The organism is Vibrio mangrovi (assembly GCF_024346955.1).
In the GTDB taxonomy this organism is placed as follows: Bacteria; Pseudomonadota; Gammaproteobacteria; order Enterobacterales; family Vibrionaceae; genus Vibrio; species Vibrio mangrovi.
Genome location: NZ_AP024883.1, coordinates 2,099,474 through 2,116,294, shown reverse-complemented (window position 1 = coordinate 2,116,294; position 16,821 = coordinate 2,099,474). Strand labels below are relative to the sequence as shown.

Annotated in this window: 12 protein-coding genes; 7 read left to right on the top strand and 5 right to left on the bottom strand. The window is 44.2% G+C overall.

The features are described from left to right. Positions 1-813: 813 nt before the first annotated feature. Positions 814-1,134, top strand: coding sequence for a trifunctional transcriptional regulator/proline dehydrogenase/L-glutamate gamma-semialdehyde dehydrogenase (locus OCU74_RS09465; protein ID WP_087479490.1), 321 nt, complete (start codon positions 814-816; stop codon positions 1,132-1,134). Positions 1,135-1,331: 197 nt separating this feature from the next. Here the strand turns inward: OCU74_RS09465 and OCU74_RS09460 are convergent, their stop codons facing one another. Further along, the gene (locus OCU74_RS09460; RefSeq protein WP_087479489.1) at positions 1,332-4,451 is read right to left on the bottom strand and encodes a TIM-barrel domain-containing protein; all 3,120 of its coding nucleotides are present in this window, start codon (positions 4,449-4,451) and stop codon (positions 1,332-1,334) included. 413 nt (positions 4,452-4,864) lie between these two features. Further along, on the bottom strand, positions 4,865-5,905 hold the full coding sequence (locus tag OCU74_RS09455) for a glycosyltransferase family 9 protein (RefSeq protein ID WP_087479488.1): 1,041 nt from the start codon (positions 5,903-5,905) through the stop codon (positions 4,865-4,867). Positions 5,906-6,367: 462 nt separating this feature from the next. On the opposite strand from OCU74_RS09455, the gene OCU74_RS09450 reads away from it, so the two are divergent. Beyond that, positions 6,368-6,652, top strand: coding sequence for a DUF134 domain-containing protein (locus OCU74_RS09450; protein WP_087479487.1), 285 nt, complete (start codon positions 6,368-6,370; stop codon positions 6,650-6,652). A 250-nt stretch (positions 6,653-6,902) separates the two neighbouring features. After that, positions 6,903-7,505: a NifB/NifX family molybdenum-iron cluster-binding protein gene (locus tag OCU74_RS09445; protein ID WP_200807655.1), complete on the top strand. Its 603-nt coding sequence runs from the start codon at positions 6,903-6,905 to the stop codon at positions 7,503-7,505. A gap of 146 nt (positions 7,506-7,651) precedes the next feature. Here the strand turns inward: OCU74_RS09445 and OCU74_RS09440 are convergent, their stop codons facing one another. After that, positions 7,652-9,436 (bottom strand): ABC transporter ATP-binding protein, encoded by a 1,785-nt coding sequence (locus OCU74_RS09440; RefSeq protein WP_234993523.1) that lies wholly within the window; start codon positions 9,434-9,436, stop codon positions 7,652-7,654. Next, positions 9,436-11,172, bottom strand: a complete 1,737-nt coding sequence (locus tag OCU74_RS09435; protein ID WP_087479486.1) for an ABC transporter ATP-binding protein — start codon at positions 11,170-11,172, stop codon at positions 9,436-9,438. The genes OCU74_RS09440 and OCU74_RS09435 overlap by 1 nt, the downstream gene beginning before the upstream one ends. Positions 11,173-11,460: 288 nt before the next feature. Between OCU74_RS09435 and OCU74_RS09430 the strand changes: the two genes are divergently transcribed. From OCU74_RS09430 to OCU74_RS09415, 4 genes are all read left to right on the top strand, one after another. After that, entirely contained in the window at positions 11,461-12,519 is a 1,059-nt protein-coding gene (locus tag OCU74_RS09430) for an FAD:protein FMN transferase (RefSeq protein ID WP_087479485.1), read from the top strand. A gap of 139 nt (positions 12,520-12,658) precedes the next feature. Then, on the top strand, positions 12,659-13,021 hold the full coding sequence (locus OCU74_RS09425; protein WP_087479484.1) for a hypothetical protein: 363 nt from the start codon (positions 12,659-12,661) through the stop codon (positions 13,019-13,021). 244 nt (positions 13,022-13,265) lie between these two features. After that, entirely contained in the window at positions 13,266-13,919 is a 654-nt protein-coding gene (locus tag OCU74_RS09420) for a potassium channel family protein (protein WP_087480094.1), read from the top strand. A 1-nt stretch (position 13,920) separates the two neighbouring features. Next, positions 13,921-15,285: a TrkH family potassium uptake protein gene (locus tag OCU74_RS09415; protein ID WP_087479483.1), complete on the top strand. Its 1,365-nt coding sequence runs from the start codon at positions 13,921-13,923 to the stop codon at positions 15,283-15,285. A gap of 18 nt (positions 15,286-15,303) precedes the next feature. On the opposite strand, the gene OCU74_RS09410 is transcribed toward OCU74_RS09415, so the two are convergent. Continuing rightward, positions 15,304-16,815 (bottom strand): DHA2 family efflux MFS transporter permease subunit, encoded by a 1,512-nt coding sequence (locus OCU74_RS09410; RefSeq protein ID WP_087479482.1) that lies wholly within the window; start codon positions 16,813-16,815, stop codon positions 15,304-15,306. Between the last annotated feature and the right edge of the window lie 6 nt (positions 16,816-16,821).

Sequence of the window (16,821 nt, the reverse complement as noted above, 5' to 3'; positions counted from 1 at the left end):
TCAATGACTAGTGGCATGGCTCTAATGGTGGTTATATATCTATTATGTGAGTGTTACTTTTGTAATGTTCATATAATTATGTTTATTCTTAATGCTATATATTGACTGAGATGAAAATAAAATTTAAATATTTATTCTTATGTCATTAGTAAATTCTTAGAAAAGTGTGTGAGAGCTGGGTGAGTTTTAAAGATGGTTTTGTCAGCAAGAATTATTTTGCAGTCACGAGGTCCAGAGAATTAATTGATAGAAGTGAAGTTTTTGGGGAAGAGTGGATTCCAAAATTAAATTATTTTAACACTATTGTTAGTGAATATAAATCTCTATGATTTTCTGATAGTTGAGGTGATATGTCGTATTCTTATGCTTGGGTGATCTTTAGCTGAACTGATAATATTTATTTTCTTCGGAATATTTTTTAATCATTCAATCAGTTTTATATAATTCCTGAAGCGAAAATATACCTAATTGTTTTTCTTCATCTTTTATACTGAAGTTAAGTCGTGTGAGTCATTGATTTAAAAAATATATACACAATTTTATTCTGTAATGGATAGTTATCTGCTATTACAGAGCTGTTCACTATTGTATTTTGCCATTTGTTTCCGTTATTATGTAATTCTATCAATTGTGTTTGTTACAGTGTTTACATCTATACAACCTCTTTCAATTAGGCTGTTTTTACACACATAACAAAGCATAAGCACAGAAATAAGTTTCCATGGTGTTTTTGAGTATTGAATAGCTAAAGCTCTGTGCTGTAGCTTATCTGTGTTGTTATAGATATTAACTTTATAATGTAGGCGTATATAAATGAAAAAATTAGTATTTTTGATTGCTGCTTTGTGTGTTTCTCAAAGTGCTTTGGCCAAATGGTCGGGGTTGGGTAAGGTTGTCAATGTTTATTCTCACAATGGTTATAATGTTATTGATACCACCATTGCAGATAATCCTTGTGGTATTAGCGGGAAATTTTATTGGCCTGTATCTGATGATGATGCAAAAGATATGTTGTCGTTAGCTTTGGCAGCCTTGATGTCCCAAAAGGATGTATCTGTTGTTTATGACGAAACACAAAGGGACTGCAAATGGGATGGTGTACAGTTGGCTACGCATTTTAGAATACACAGATAGTTACGCAAAGTAATCAGGTACAGCTACGATTTTAGAGTGAGTAAGAATACTCTGTTGAGTAAAACCAATTGACACAGGAGCTGTTTTATATGCTTGAGTGTCTGGAAATTCATGGTTTTGGGGCTTCGTCCATTTTACGAAGCCCCAGACAGTAAGATTAAGATCCTTGTAAGAATAAATTATTTTTTGTCGAATATTCAGAAACTACCATAGCTATTTCCGGCATAGCCTGATGCCGCAGTTGTTTTCTGATTATTATTACCCGGTTGCCACTGTACCTGCGCCGGATCGGTTTCATCCCGTTTGATACATTTCCATTCGATATCTGTTCCTGGCGGCAAATCGCGAATTACTCCTGTCCAGACGGGGTTGGTTGGCCCCGGTAGAGTCAGATCAGTCCGTTGAATATAATCGTAATAGATATTGGGTGAGAGTTTTACTGCCCGGGCCGGATCCCAGTTGCCCAGTTGTTCTGTATTACCGGTCACGTAGATACTTTGCCCTAAGGTAGTCACACCGTTATCACACACAAAATTTACTGATGTAACCGGTTGTGTGGCTTCGAGCTCAAAAACGAACGTTTTGCTGGTATTCACATCGAGAGCTCCCGATTTTGCCACGATGAGTTGATGCCCCGCGTTGTACCAGCCACTGTTTGCCGAATCCAGAGCTTGCTGGGTTGAATATTGCGTGAGTACCGTTCCGTTGAGAGTGACTTTCGTTGCCGCACTCTGATTCACGATCAGTTTGATAACATTTGTCCGGTTATTGATAGCATTGGGATAAGACTCACTAACGTTGTTTGTCCCTTTCCAGTTGACAGTGGGTTCAATTGTCACCTGAACCGTACGATTGCTTTGCTGCTGTCTGAGTTTGGTTGTCCGGTACTGATACAGCGGGCGACCTGCCGGCGTATAATCAAGCGTCAGTCCATCATCTTCATAGAGCGTGAAGTCAGAAGGTGTTTCGCTGGCATAAACCCGGAGAATCAGTTCGTTATGTGTGCTTGTACCTGCACGTTCGTGTCCCCAGGCATCCAGCGTGTTTTGATCGACAAACATTTGTGGCAGAATTGCCCCGGCCCGGACGAAAGCAGGTAACCGGAACAGACCATTACGGTAGACCGGAACGTTATTCAATTTTTCACCGCTGCTGTTTACCCATTCGTTCGAGTGATAATTGATCCATTTTCCCTGAGGAAGATAGATATCGCGCTGATATTCTCCATGGCTGGCGACGACACCGACAAGAATATCTTTGCCAATCATTTTTTCGTTACCCATTTCTCTCAGATTGACATCGTTCTGATCGTAAAATACAGGTGGTGGAACCATGGGTTCTCCGTACAGGTAAGCTCTGTACGCCAATGAGTAATAGTAAGGAATAAGTTCGTACCGTTGACGGATATTGGCTAGATTACTCGCTGTCTTGCCGATCCGGTCCGGTGCTGTTTCATAGCAGGGCGGAGTGCGGTGACCAAAGTTATCCTGACAACTGTCCCGGCCGGTTCCGAATTCATTATCAGTATGCGGACGGATAGGAATATCAAACCAGCTTCCGTTGGCAAACCATTGGGTATACATTTCATCCTGATAGCTGGTATTAAAAGGCCCGTTGCTACTGTTACCCGGCATGACCTCTCGGCGGAAACCGCCAATATCTGCACCGTAATAGTCAATGCCAGAGAATGACATATGCATCTGCGCATTGGCATGACTTGCCAGTGATTGCAGATTCGAGGCGATATCACCCGACCACATTGCTGCACCGAAGCGTTGCGTTCCGGCGGCACCTGAACGGGTCAGAATGAGCGGGCGGGGATTAGTGACTCCCAGATTGTCTGTTTGTCCCTGTTTATCAACGTATCCGTCCCAAATCGATTTGTTCCACAACAGATTGTGTAGGTTGTGCATATCGGCATGCTTATTTTTGATGCCGCTTGATGTTGTTTCTACACCTTCATAACAGGCTGACTGATTGAAAGTTTCCGGTTCGCCTAAATCGGTCCAGTGGGTGTTGATTCCGAGCTGGACTAAGTTGGGATAACGACGATGGTTATGTATCCACTGATCGAGCTCAGGATCAGACCAGTCAAACATCCAGCCATTCCCCCAGAAGCCATTGGTTTCGGCAGGATTCTGTACTGACGGGTCACATTGATTGTTACCATCACGCAGATAACTCATCAAATCATGTGGGATTTCTGTTTGCGTATCCAGAGGTGGAACGGTTTCAGCCAGATAAGATTCCTCGATTGCAGCAAGATGAATATGATCTTGTGCATACTGCTTGATTTTGTCGCCGGGATTCGGGAAATAATAAGGATTGTTCTGAACCAGTGAGTCCTGATTCTGATCCCAGTTCAGGCGGCCCATATTGGTCTCCGGGCTGATACCTCCGAACCAGGTTAAGTCCAGAACAAAACCATCCAATGGGAAGTGGTGGTCTCTCATTTCATTTTTCAGAAGGTCGATCTGACCCCAGTTATCATAGCCGAACTCAGAAACCCACAGGCCAAATGCATTACGTGGCGGTACTGGTGGCCGGCCGGTTAATTCCATAAAGTCAGAACGCAAATCAGGCAGGTCAGGACCGGTCATCAGATAAAATCGTAACTGGTCTCCGTACATCCGGGCTTCCCACCAGTTTTGGGTGAAATCCCATTTTTGCCAGTAAACATTATCCATGAACAGTGCATAATTGCGCTGATCGGAGCCTAAAGCGTAGTACACCGGGATTTGTACGTTACCGACCATGGCATTCTGGAAGACCTCAAATCCATTCCCCCAGTTATCTTTTCCTTCACGGACGCCGAGTGTGGTCCAGTCTCCGTCTGCTGAACCCAACTGTTTGAATTTCTGCCCAAGGCCATAGACATTTTGCATCTGCCCCGGATCGATATTGAGCCCTTTCAGGGGCTGGGAAAGGTTAACCGGGCAAACGGTTGTCAGTTGGGCGTTACTTTTGGTTTTATCAATGAGGGTGATACACAGGTTTGTTTTATTGATTTCAAGGCGCATGTCTGACGTTTCAATGATATTGTCATTCTGCACCACATTAGTTGCTCCCGGATAGTCTGTCTTCAGGACCATCGGAGAGGTGTATATGGGGGAATCGGTGGATGGACTATTGCCCACAGCAGACAGCTCAAAATGAACTAAGTCATTATCCAGTATTTCGACGACCAGATAGTCTGAGCCGGATTCGAACTTGGTACGGAAAACTTCCGCACTGGCAGAGGATAGCAGACCCGTCAGAGTGAATAATCCAGCGGATAAGCCAACCAACGTGTTTCTCATTCTGTTTATTGTGATCATTTCATTTCTCCTGAGTCAGGGAATGATTCTTTATGAGTCAAGTTAAGGATTTTTTCAGAGAATACTCTGGATACGAATAGTGTATGCCAATATGCAATATGATGAGTTATTGTTCGAAAAAATATGTAGTGAGTCACGTATGGACACAGGTAGTTGTTGAAAAATCAGATGCTGTGCGCAAATTTCCTATCAGAAAATGAATAGCTTATTGTTTGGATTGCTGTAGAGCCATGTGAGAGTGGGAGTAGATATGTTGATGACGTGATCTTTGAGATTGCAGTAACCCAATATCAAAACTTGCAAAGAGTGAGCGGATTTATTCCTCTTATTTTCTATAAATAAAATTATATTCTTTTATTATGTTTACTAAAAAACCAGTTAAATATAGATTAACTGGTTATATTTACATTATTTTAATCTATTGTCATAGACAATAAATGTTGTAGTTCTTCCTCATCAAATACATTTACATTGTGTAATTCTTTGGAAAATAAAGTACGAGATTGAGGATTGTTCGGATGCCATCTTGTGTAAGATGACATGTCGGGGTGATATATGGCAAGTGTTTTCTTTTTCAACCCGGTAGCAATGTGAACAGTTGCCGTATCTACAGAAACAACAAAGTCGCTCAGACTAATATGTGTTGCTACATCATCAATTGACGCACATTTTTCGTCATAAAAAACATTATTATCAAATTTAGCACATATTCTGCCCACTAAATCAGATGTGTTAGGTGATGAAGATAAAAATACAGAGAGTCCATGACTAGCTAATTTGGGAATCATTTTACAAATGGTTTCCTCATTCATACTCTTTGACTTATTACTGCCAAATGGGTTGAAAAAAACAACTTTCCTATTTTTGAATTGATGACTTATTCTTTCCCGACAACTCGATGATAGTGGAACAATATATGATTTATCATATTCTGATATATTAAATGATGATAGCAGGCTATTAAATCTTTCAACATAGTGCCCATCATTTTTGAGGAGAAGGTTGTACATTTTTACATCAGATAATATGCCGGCATTAGCTTCAGCAGATATTTTTCTCAGAAGAAATAGATCTTTCATCTTCATTATATCTTGAGCATTAATCGCAATATCAACTTTTCCTACTTCTCTGACTAGTTTGATTATTTCAGAATATGAAGGCCGTTTATTTAAAGAATAGACTTCATCGACAAAATCCATTTTCTGATAAAATTCACGTGTATTATGTGATGAGATAACTTTAACTACTGAGTTTGGTATATTTTCTTTGATGGCTTTGAGCGCAAATGATGATATGATCGAATCTCCATATTTAGAGTCATTCCGGATAAATAGGAAAACCTTTATTCCGTTATGATCGAATTCTTTTTTGTGAACATCGAAAAGTATTTTCCCCAACCAGAATCTAAAATCATCTCTAAACAACTGTAACTTTGATATCAAGCCTTTACTCATGAAATATCACCATCAAAAAGAACATGCTTAAATTATTTTTGCTTCAGATTTGTGCTTCTCCATTCTTTCTAAGTATATAACATATAGGAAAAGGAGGTATATGCTAGTGAAGCGTTAGTATATTTTTTATACTATATCTGTATGTTTCAGTGAATGTACAGATAACTGCCTTGATCATATCAGAATGATTCTTTAATAGCGAAGTTATTTATATGCCAACCTTTTGTGTGAAAAGAAGATGTGACTACATTGTTTTATACTTCATTGGTTATATTAGAATTCAGGAAGAAGCATAACTAAGCATTGAGTCATTAGAGCTTTTAGTCGTTTGATGGTTCGTTTTGTCAAGTACTATGGATGATGTGTTACTTTCTGCTAAGGAATTTTTTGCTAAAAACTACCGACTTTAGCATTAGTCGATTAGTATGGCTGGTGATTTATCTATACATGAAGGAGTGATTGATGGGCCGTAACAAAATTCCCCGGATTATCTGTGGTAAACCTGCTGATAGTTGTTTCAAACCGAATGGAATTCCTATGAGTCAGCTTGAGAATATTGATTTGGCACCGGATGAATTTGAAGCACTCCGTTTGGTTGATTTACAGGGAATGCTTCAGCAGGACGCAGCGGTAGAAATGGGAGTTTCCCGTCAGACACTGGCCAATCTGGTCAAAGCAGCCCGTTTTAAAGTTGTCGACTGTTTAGTCAATGGTAAGGCATTGATGATGCTACACCACGCAGAATAACCTCCTCATTTTCTTCCGGCAGCGACCGGGCTCACAATCAATTCTGGGCTCGGGGATTTGTCCAACCATAGACAATGATGATTCCGTTGATGTGCTTTGTTATCTGAGGGGATTGCTCCAATACTCCGTTGTGTGTATTTCTGTTTTTATATATTGCATATGCCAAAAAATAGAGCTATAAATAGCATATGCCAATTAACTGTCATGTGAAATTCTCTCTTATGGTGGATTCCTCTTATAGTGGAAAGTGATGACAGTTTATCGTTTTGACCGGGTTCATTTGCAGATTGAGCCTGAGCCTGATCAACACTCACTACAGGAGCTATTTCTGATGATTATTGCTATTCCAATGAAAGAAGCACGCATTGCTAACCATTTTACCAAGGCAGACAGCTTTATCTTTATCAATGAGTCCGGTAAAGTTCTGTCGCAGAAAGAAAATCCCGCCCTGAATACCGGTTGTGCTGGAAAATCTGCACTGTTGGCTCTGCTACAAAGCGAACAGACAGCCCGGGTCATTGTCCGTAATATCGGTCAGAGAATGCTGGGAAAACTACTTGAAAACCGTTTTGCTGTCTTTCAGACCCACGCCGGTCGTCAGGATATTCAAAGTATGATTCAGGCTGATTCCGGATTGATTCCTCTGACCAATACAGAGCAGGGACGTCTATCGGTAAATTATCAAACGAAACAAGAACGGGGAGGCTGTTGTGAGCACAATCAGCATGACAACCATGATACCGTTCATCATCACGGTTGCCGGGGAAACCGTTGCTGTGAGGGCCTTAATCATGAAAACCATTCACATTCGCGGCAGCGACATGGTCATGGTAAAGGGCGTTGCTGCCACTAAAAGAAGCTGAAGTTCAAACGCAGACGGGAACATTATTGTTCCCGTCAGTCATTTGCTAAGTGACATTGTCACTTAAAATCACATTGTTATTCGACCTCAACATGTCATTAAAGAATCACACGGTTATCTTGGGATTTTCCTTCAAATTACATTGCGGCCTGAGCCACTTTCTGTTCCTGTTGTTGTAACTCATACATAGCGCGATACCGTCCTTTCGGTATGGTCATTAGGTGATGGTGATTGCCTTGTTCGACTAAATGCCCCTGATCAAGAACCAGAATCTGATCGGCATGGTGGATGGTGGACAGTCTGTGAGCGACAACAATCAGGGTCACTTTGCCTTGCAGATCGTTCAGTGCCCGTTGTACGACCTGTTCAGTCTCACTGTCGACGTTAGCTGTTGCTTCGTCAAGCAACAGAACTTTAGGTGATCCGGCTAACGCCCGGGCAATAATCAACTGCTGGCGTTGCCCTGTTGAGAGGCGTAAACCACCTTCACCCAATTGTGTCTGATAACCGTCACTCATATCGATGATCACATCATGAAGATGGGCCTGCCGGGCTGCCCGGTGTACGGCTTCCTCACTGAGATTCCGTCCCATATCGATGTTATCAAAAATGGTCGTAGCGAGAATAAAGGGATCCTGTGGAATAAAACCGACACCCTGACGTAAAGTGTCATGACTAAAATCATCCAGAGTATGATCATCAATACAGATGCTGCCTGACTGGGGTTGATAGAAGTTCAGCAACAAGCTCAATAAGGTACTTTTACCACTGCCGGTGTGTCCGACGACCGCAAAGAATTGTCCGGAATTCACTTCGACGTTGATATCCTGCAAAACCGGATGGTTGCTCTGGTAAGCAAAATTCAGGTTTTTGATCGTCAGCCGACCGGAATCAATATGGGAATATTTCCCTTTTTCTGTCTGTGCTGAGGGTTCCTGAAGTAATTCATAGACCCGGTTACCGGCCACAATCGCCTGCTGGTACAGGCTAAAGCGCTGAGTGATTTCAATCAGAGGTTCGGAAAACCGGCCCAGATAATTCAGGTAAGCATATAAGACCCCGATTTCAGCAACACCCTGAACCACTTTCAGACCAAAAAACCACACAACGCCACCTAATACGAGAATGCTTAATAAGTTGATGGCCGGACGTAGCAGCAGAGACGAAATCGTGATCGTTCTCAGACGGGTGTCATAGTAATGACCATTGATTTGGTCAAACTGGGAAAGTTTCGCCTGTTGTTGATTTGTCGCCTGAATGACAGCCATACCACTGATCGATTCGTTAATGGTTGCATTAATATCTGAGCGCAGACGACGACTTTCTGTGACAACTTTGACACTGAAACGCTGATATAGGTAAATGAGAGCCACGACTGTGGGAATCAGGAGCAGGGCGACCAGCATGAGCTGAAGGTCTAAAATCGCCATTGCAGTCAGAATTCCCGCCAGCAGAATCATATTGGCCAGCACATTTGACAGAAACTGAACGTAAATGTCTTTGATTGACTCTGTGTCATTGGTAATCCGGCTGACCAGTTGCCCGGTACGGGCGTAATCGAAGTAGGACATCGGTAAGGTCAGCACATGCTTAAAGACCCGTTTGCGGATATCTAGGACAGCATTTAACGCCATATCCAGAAACCGCAGGGTTTGCTGATACTTAAGATAGGTCCCTAGCAGTGTTGATAGAATAAACAGACTTATAATGCCAATGATCGGCCAGAACGGATAATGATCCGGGACAATGAAGTCATCGATAAAGACTTTACTCAGCATCGGGCCCAGTACATCAAACCCGGTGGCGATTACTACCAGTATCAGTGTTTTGATAAATAAGGTTTTATCTGCAAAAACATAGCTCATCAGCAGGCGTAATGAACCGGAATTTTTCTCATGCATCTTTTGTTTCTCGTTGCTCATCAGGACGCATTCTCCATTGCCTGTTCCATCTGTTGATAAGCGGCCATACGTGAATACCAGCCATCTCCTGAGATCAATTGATGATGGTGGCCTCTTTCAATGATTTCACCGTGAGACATCACAATAATTTCATCGGCATGTTCAATAGCCGATAGTCGGTGACTGACAATGATTAAGGTTTGAGCCTGCCGTTGTCGCAGGTGTCCGATAATGACTTTTTCCGTTTGGATATCAACTGCGGAAAGTGCATCATCCAGAATCAGGATTGGTGCATTACTGATCAACGCCCGGGCGATTGAAATACGTTGGCGTTGTCCGCCGGACAAAGTGACACCCCGTTCTCCGACCATGGTCTGATAACCATCGGGAAACTGCCGGATGTCATCATGAATTGCAGCGAGTCGGGCAGCCTGATAGACATCCTCATCAGTTGCAGCAGGGCGGCCCATACGAATGTTTTCCATAATACTGGTACTGAATAGAAATGCATCCTGAGGAACGTAGGCATAGAGGGAACGGAGCTGTGCCAGCGGAATCTGCTGGATGGATGCCGCTGATATCTGAATGGCTGTTTCGTCAGACTCCCAGTAGCGCATCAGTAATTGCAGAAGTGTTGATTTTCCTGCTCCTGTGGCTCCGGCAATACCAAATACACGATTTTCTCCCAGATGAAATGAGATATCCTTCAGGTTTGGATGACTGGTCTCCGGATAGCGGAATGTGAGTTGATCGACGGTAATACTGTAGCCTTCAGGAGATGCCTGACCTTTGTCTTCGATTGTATCTTCCAGATTGAGTAATTCATCTAAACGTTCAATCGCGGCATTACCACGCTGTAAGATATTCATTAGCCAGCCAAAAGCGTACATCGGCCAGATGAGTTCCGACAGGTACATGGTGAAGCTGGTTAACTGACCAACGGTTAAGTGACCTTCATGGATTTGCCAGCCACCGGCCAACAGAACGATGAGCAGAGCAGAGCCCAGGCTCATATGGATAATAGGACTGAACATTGCTTCCGAGCGCTGCACTTTATAAGTGCTGTTGGCTGCCTGTTCTGCTATTTGGTCGAATTGTCCGGCTTCAATGGATTCACGTCCCATCGATTTGATCATCCGGATACCGGTCATTGCCTGCTGGGTTTGCTCATTCAGGGATGAGAACCGATCCAGCGTTTCTTTAAACTGATGATGAATTCGGCTGGACAAGTGGTAGAACCCGATACCCATAAATGGAAACGGCAGAATCGCCAGAGCTGCCAGCCGCCAGTCGATGAAAACAAACATCATGATCAGGACCAGAATAAAGGTCAGCAGCCCGTCAAAACCGGATAAAATACCTTCGCCTGCGGCGACTTCAACCGCATCGATGTCATTGGTGGCCCGAGCCATCAGATCTCCGGTCGAGTGGCTGTTATAGAAGGCCTGTCCCTGACGGGTCAGGCGTTGATAAAAGCGCCGACGCAGAATATTTCCGAGTTTATATGATGTACCAAACAGCATACGCCGCCAGCCGTAGCGTAAGAGGTATACAGTAATACTGGCGAGTAATAATCCGAGCAGGTAGTATTCCACCTGAGCCATTTCGCGGGTTTCAAGTAAGCGGTCAATCGCCTGACCGATAAACCATGGGATTGCCATATTGATCATGGCAACGGTAAAAAGCATTAACAGCGCAAGCGAATAAGTAAACCAATAGCGGCGGAAGAACCACCCCAGATGTTGAAATAATTGCATGTAATTTTTATCCAGATAAGAGGGTGAATGCTCACCTTTTCCAGGAAGTTATAGGGGATGTTGCATACTGTGAAAGTTCTTTTTACGTGATCCGAATCACTTTGTCCAGTCAGACCGCCTGAATCTGTCAGACTGATATACGTTCGTCTTTACTCCGTTTGTTGCAGAGCTTTTATCTTTATTGACTGGTATTCAATAAATACTGCTGTGTTCTGTTGCATGAGTGATAGTAATCTGTTCCTCCTGCCGTTAAAATTTCCCCAATTTTTTAATGAATCAGGTTGCTTTATGTTTACCCAAAGAACTTTGCTGAACTGTTTTCGTGGTGTTGTAACTCTGTCTTTTCTGGTCACTGTAGCCGCATGTAGCCGGACTCCTGAGATAAAAAGACTGGAAGGTTATGCTCAGGGAACGACTTATCATATTAGCTGGTGGTCTCAGTCTGGCGTGACAACAGATGAAATCCGTCCTCAGTTTGATCAGCTACTGGCTGACATCGACAAGGAATTCTCGACTTACCGGGACGATTCTTATATATCGGAATTCAACCATAGTACTTCAACGCAGTGGCAATCTGCATCGGATGATTTTCTGCAACTGCTCGATATCGCCAAGACGATTAATCAAAAAACTCAGGGTTGTTACGATCCGACGATCGGACCGCTGTTTAATTTGTGGGGTTTCAGAAAAGGGGAGTTTCAGGTGCCGGACAGTCAGCAAATCGCTGTGGTGAAAGCTGAACTGGGACTGGATAAAATCCAGGTTGATAAACAGGGAAAACGGATTCGTAAAACACTTCCTCAGGTGCAGGTGGATTTCTCTTCTATGGGAGAAGGTTATACGATAGGAAAGCTCAGCTCCGTACTTGAATCTCATGGCATTGTGAACTATCTGGTTGAATTTGGCGGAGATATGAAAATCAGAGGGCATAAACCCGATGGGGCGAAATGGCGGATTGCAATTGAACGTCCTGTTCCAAAGAACGGGGATATTGAGCCATATAAGATTGTAACGATTCAGGAGGAGCAGGGAATCACACTGGATACGTCAGGGACTTATCGTCGTTCCTTTGATGCGAATGGCCGGTCGTATTCACATATTCTTGATCCCCGGACCGGGGCATCCGTGACGCATGATTTGGTGTCTGCTTCTGTATTCGGCCAAATCCCGGCAGAAAGTGATGCGTGGGCTACCGCGATGTTATGTCTTGGACCGGAAGCCGGTTATCAGATGGCTCAACAGGAAAATCTGGAAGTGTTCTTTATTCGTTCGGACAACGGCCAGCTGATTGACCGGAAAAGTGCAGCCCTGGAAAATTCTAAACGGGTTCAGTTTAACCAACAGTGATGAGGATATTCCCTGAATGCAGGGAATGGTTTTTCTCCAAAAAGATAAATAGTTGCACCTGTCGGCATAATCGGGAACCGGGCTTAGGGATAGACTGGAAATAATAATGCCACCCGTCTGTGGATGAGGAGCCTGAAAGATGAATATTCAAAATCTGGAGCAACTTGTCGGTATGAATCTATCCGATTCACGTTACCGGTCTAAATCTCAGCATTCGGATACATCGCCGGAGCTGAGTGAGCCGAAACTGGATGTGGATATGTCACTGTTGTCGCAGATTGACCCGGAAGATCATACCGTGCAGAAAATGACGGTCGAGTATGTGAATAATCTGATGAAATTTCAGAATATCGGTTTGCAGGCCGAGCTTCATCATGATGGTGGTCAGGCTTACATAGCGCTGACCGATGCAGAGACAGGAAACCCGGTCAAGAAGATGAAAGTGGCAGATGTGATACAGATGCTTGCCGGACGAAGAAATGTGGTGAATGTATCGGTATAGCCGGGACAGTTCGCCTTTGTCATTATTTTGTACAGATGCGGAGTCAACGATAAGTTGGTTCCGCATTTTTGCTTCTGTTCGTTTATATTTATACCCAAGTAACCTCAAGATGCAGGATTCAGAGTGTCTTCAATGCTCTGCGGTATCTGATGCTGATTAAAAGTGAATGTTTGCACAAACAGATTGTCACAATAACGGTAACAGGTTAAAAACACAGGGTAACCCGACTGAAGAGGTTGAAGGAATGGCACATTTTACAGTGATAGGTTTAGGACGGTTTGGAGTTGCAGCGAGCCTGGAACTGATCTACCTGGGGCACACTGTTACCGGCGTGGACCGGGACTCGAAAATTGCCGAGCAGTATGTGGAAGACCTGACTCAGTCTGTGATATGCGATGCAACCGATGAACACTCTCTCAGAGAACTGGACCTGGCTGCGAGTGACGCGGTTCTGGTTGCGATTGGAGAAGATCTGGAATCCAGTTTGCTATGCATTCTGGCATTGAAAAATCTCGGAGTGAAAGAGATTTGGGTGAAAGCAAGTTCCAAAGCACATCATACAATCGTATCAAAACTGGGTGTTACACGGATTATTCATCCGGAAGAGGAAATGGGTATCCGGATAGCACAAGCACTGAATTATCCGATGGTGCATAACTATTTGTCGATCGGGCATGGTTTATATGTAGTGGATATTCAGGTGAAATCTGCGTTACATAATCAGCCGGTTTCGGCATTACTTCATGATACTCAAGGTGTTGTCGATGCAATTCTGGTAAAACGCGGGCGACAGACTTTCACTCAGTTATCCCATGATTTTGTATTGCAGGAACACGATACATTTTTGCTTTGTGGCTCCAGAGAAGCTTTAAAACTGATAGCACCAAGGCTGGTGTGAGATGGCTTTGTGGCATCCTTCGACTTCACCTGTCACACGAAAACCCCAAGCAGCCCGGAAGATTGCGGCAGCACCACCGGTTGTCCTGTGTGCCAGTTTTCTTTTGCTGATTTTGTTAGGCACCTGTTTGCTAAAATTGCCTCTGGCGACTGAAGCTCCGATAAGCTGGGCTCATAGTCTGTTTACTGCTACATCGGCAGTGACGGTCACTGGATTATCGGTTGTAGATACCGGAACAGAGTTTACACGCTTTGGGCAGGTCATCATTGCATTACTTATCCAGTTTGGTGGACTGGGCCTGATGACGTTCGCTGTGGTGACGTTGATTGCATTGGGCGGTAAAATCAATTTCCTACAGCGGACCGTCATCAGAGAAGCATTCAATCAGACTGATGCTTCAACACTGGCTTCCACAGCAAAATCGGTTTTGTATTTTTCACTGCTCGTTGAATCGATCGGTATGATTATTCTGTCCCTCTACTGGTGGCCGGAACTGGGCTGGCAAACCAGTTTGTTTCATGGTTTCTTCTATACCATCAGTGCGTTCAACAATGCAGGATTTGCTCTTGATAGTCGTAATCTGATGCCTTACGTTGCGGATCCGGTGGTGAATCTGACGATTACCGGGTTGTTTATTACCGGAGGACTGGGTTTTTCTGTCTGGCGGGATTTACTGCGCCACCGGCGCTGGTCTCTGTTGACACCCTATAGCAAGCTCATGATTTCCGGTACGATTCTCATTAATGCCGTTGCAGTTATCCTGATTTATTGTATTGAATACGATAATCCGAATACGCTGGCACCGCTGAGTCAGGAAGGGAAGTGGCTGGCGTCATGGTTTCAGGCTGTCACTCCGAGAACGGCCGGCTTTAATACACTGGCGATTGATCAGCTCAAAGATGCTACGACTTCCGTGATGCTGGTTCTGATGTTTATTGGCGGTGGTTCGATGAGTACAGCCAGTGGTATCAAAGTGGTGACATTTATTGTGCTGATTCTGGCAACCTATGGGTATCTGCGGCGTGATGCTGCCATTCATGTGTTTCAACGGGAAATTCCGAAAGAAACGATCAATAAAGCGCTGGCACTTACGGTCATTTCTATCGGCGTTACCTGGATTGCAATTTTCGGCTTACTACTCAGTGAAAATGCACCGATGGTTGATATTATTTTTGAAGCGGTTTCTGCGCTGGGAACGGTTGGACTTTCCCGGGGGCTGACCGCGTCATTATCGGAATCCGGTGAAGTGATTATTATGCTGATGATGTTTATCGGACGGCTGGGACCATTGACAATGGCGTATTTTCTTGCCAGTCCCAGAACACACCGCTTACGTTACCCGGAAACCAAACTGGCTATTGGTTAACCTCCGGAGGAGTATTTATTAGTATTCCGGCTTCCGTAGTAGTAACAGGAGCGGAAACATCGCGATACAGACGAACATCATGAAACGGAAATCCTGCAGGTATCCCAGCATGGAAGCCTGTATGGTTACTTCCCGGTTGAGTGTCACCAATCCGGTCGTGGACTGAATGTTATAGGTTCCCTGACTGATGGCATCCTGCAGTGCCCGGTTAAATGGTGTAATGAAGGTTGAGAACGCCGCATGGTTGATCTGTACCCGGTGCGCCAGATAAGTGACCACCATCGAAATACCGATACTACTGCCAATACTACGGATGAGGTTATATAGTGAAGTTCCTTCATTCCGGTAATGTGGGGACAGTGTCGAGAATGTCAGTGTCGATAATGGGACAAATACCAGTCCTAACCCGAATCCCTGCACAATGCCGGTCTGAATAATATTCCAGTTGGTAATATCGACTGAAAATTGTGTCATCTCCCATAGTGCAAAAGTCATCAGAACCAGACCGATACCGATCAGATAGCGCAAATCAACTTTACCGGATAGCTTTCCGACGATCATCATGCCAACCATGGTACCGAATCCCCGTGGACTCAGAAGCAGACCGACATCCAGTACCGGATAACCCATCAGATTTTGCAGATACGGAGGCAGCAAAGCCAGAGTAGCAAGCAGAATGACGCCCATCATAAACGCAAAAAGCAGCCCGACGACAAAGTTGCGATCCCGAAACATATGCGGGTCCAGGAAAGGCATCTTTGACGTAAACATATGGACAATGAACATGTAGAGTGTCAGTGCCGATAAAGATGCTTCGATGATGATCTCCATGCTGGCAAACCAGTTTTGTGATTCGCCACGGTCTAAAAACAGTTGCAGACAACCGATACAGATTCCAAGCAGAGAAAAACCGAAGATATCAAAACGTCGGGAAGGGTCGAGTCTGGTCTCCTTTACAGAAGAGGCTATTCCCAGCCAGGCAAGTACCCCGAAGGGAACATTGATGTAGAATACCCAGCGCCAGTTGTAGTATTCGGTCAGCCAGCCCCCGAGGGAAGGGCCGAGAATAGGCCCGACCATCACGCCGATTCCCCACATTGCCATCGCTGAACCGTGCTGTTTCGGTGGATAAGTATCCAGCAGGACGGACTGAGATAAGGGAACCAGACTGGCACCAAAGATACCCTGTAGCAAACGAAAGATGATCATTTGCTCCAGTGACTGTGCGGCCCCGCATAAAGCGGATGTCACCGTAAAACCGACCACGGAATATAAGAACAGCTGCTTTCTGCCGATACGGGACGATACAAAGCCGGTAAGAGGCATGGCAATGGCAGAGGCAACAATGTAAGAGGTCAGAACCCAGGATATCTGATCCTGAGTCGCACTCATCGCTCCCTGCATATGTGGAAGAGCAACATTGGCAATGGTGGTATCCAGTGCCTGCATAATCGTTGCCAGCATGACCGAGAGGGTGATGAGTCCACGTTTGGACGTATCATCTGTCACATCATAAGTCTGTGTTGTCATCACGCT

Bases quoted from the DNA above. Each gene is read 5' to 3' on its own strand.
- OCU74_RS09465 (WP_087479490.1), top strand. From the start codon at position 814: ATGAAAAAATTAGTATTTTTGATTGCTGCTTTGTGTGTTTCTCAAAGT.
- OCU74_RS09460 (WP_087479489.1), bottom strand. From the start codon at position 4,451: ATGATCACAATAAACAGAATGAGAAACACGTTGGTTGGCTTATCCGCT.
- OCU74_RS09455 (WP_087479488.1), bottom strand. From the start codon at position 5,905: ATGAGTAAAGGCTTGATATCAAAGTTACAGTTGTTTAGAGATGATTTT.
- OCU74_RS09450 (WP_087479487.1), top strand. From the start codon at position 6,368: ATGGGCCGTAACAAAATTCCCCGGATTATCTGTGGTAAACCTGCTGAT.
- OCU74_RS09445 (WP_200807655.1), top strand. From the start codon at position 6,903: ATGACAGTTTATCGTTTTGACCGGGTTCATTTGCAGATTGAGCCTGAG.
- OCU74_RS09440 (WP_234993523.1), bottom strand. From the start codon at position 9,436: ATGAGCAACGAGAAACAAAAGATGCATGAGAAAAATTCCGGTTCATTA.
- OCU74_RS09435 (WP_087479486.1), bottom strand. From the start codon at position 11,172: ATGCAATTATTTCAACATCTGGGGTGGTTCTTCCGCCGCTATTGGTTT.
- OCU74_RS09430 (WP_087479485.1), top strand. From the start codon at position 11,461: ATGTTTACCCAAAGAACTTTGCTGAACTGTTTTCGTGGTGTTGTAACT.
- OCU74_RS09425 (WP_087479484.1), top strand. From the start codon at position 12,659: ATGAATATTCAAAATCTGGAGCAACTTGTCGGTATGAATCTATCCGAT.
- OCU74_RS09420 (WP_087480094.1), top strand. From the start codon at position 13,266: ATGGCACATTTTACAGTGATAGGTTTAGGACGGTTTGGAGTTGCAGCG.
- OCU74_RS09415 (WP_087479483.1), top strand. From the start codon at position 13,921: ATGGCTTTGTGGCATCCTTCGACTTCACCTGTCACACGAAAACCCCAA.
- OCU74_RS09410 (WP_087479482.1), bottom strand. From the start codon at position 16,815: ATGACAACACAGACTTATGATGTGACAGATGATACGTCCAAACGTGGA.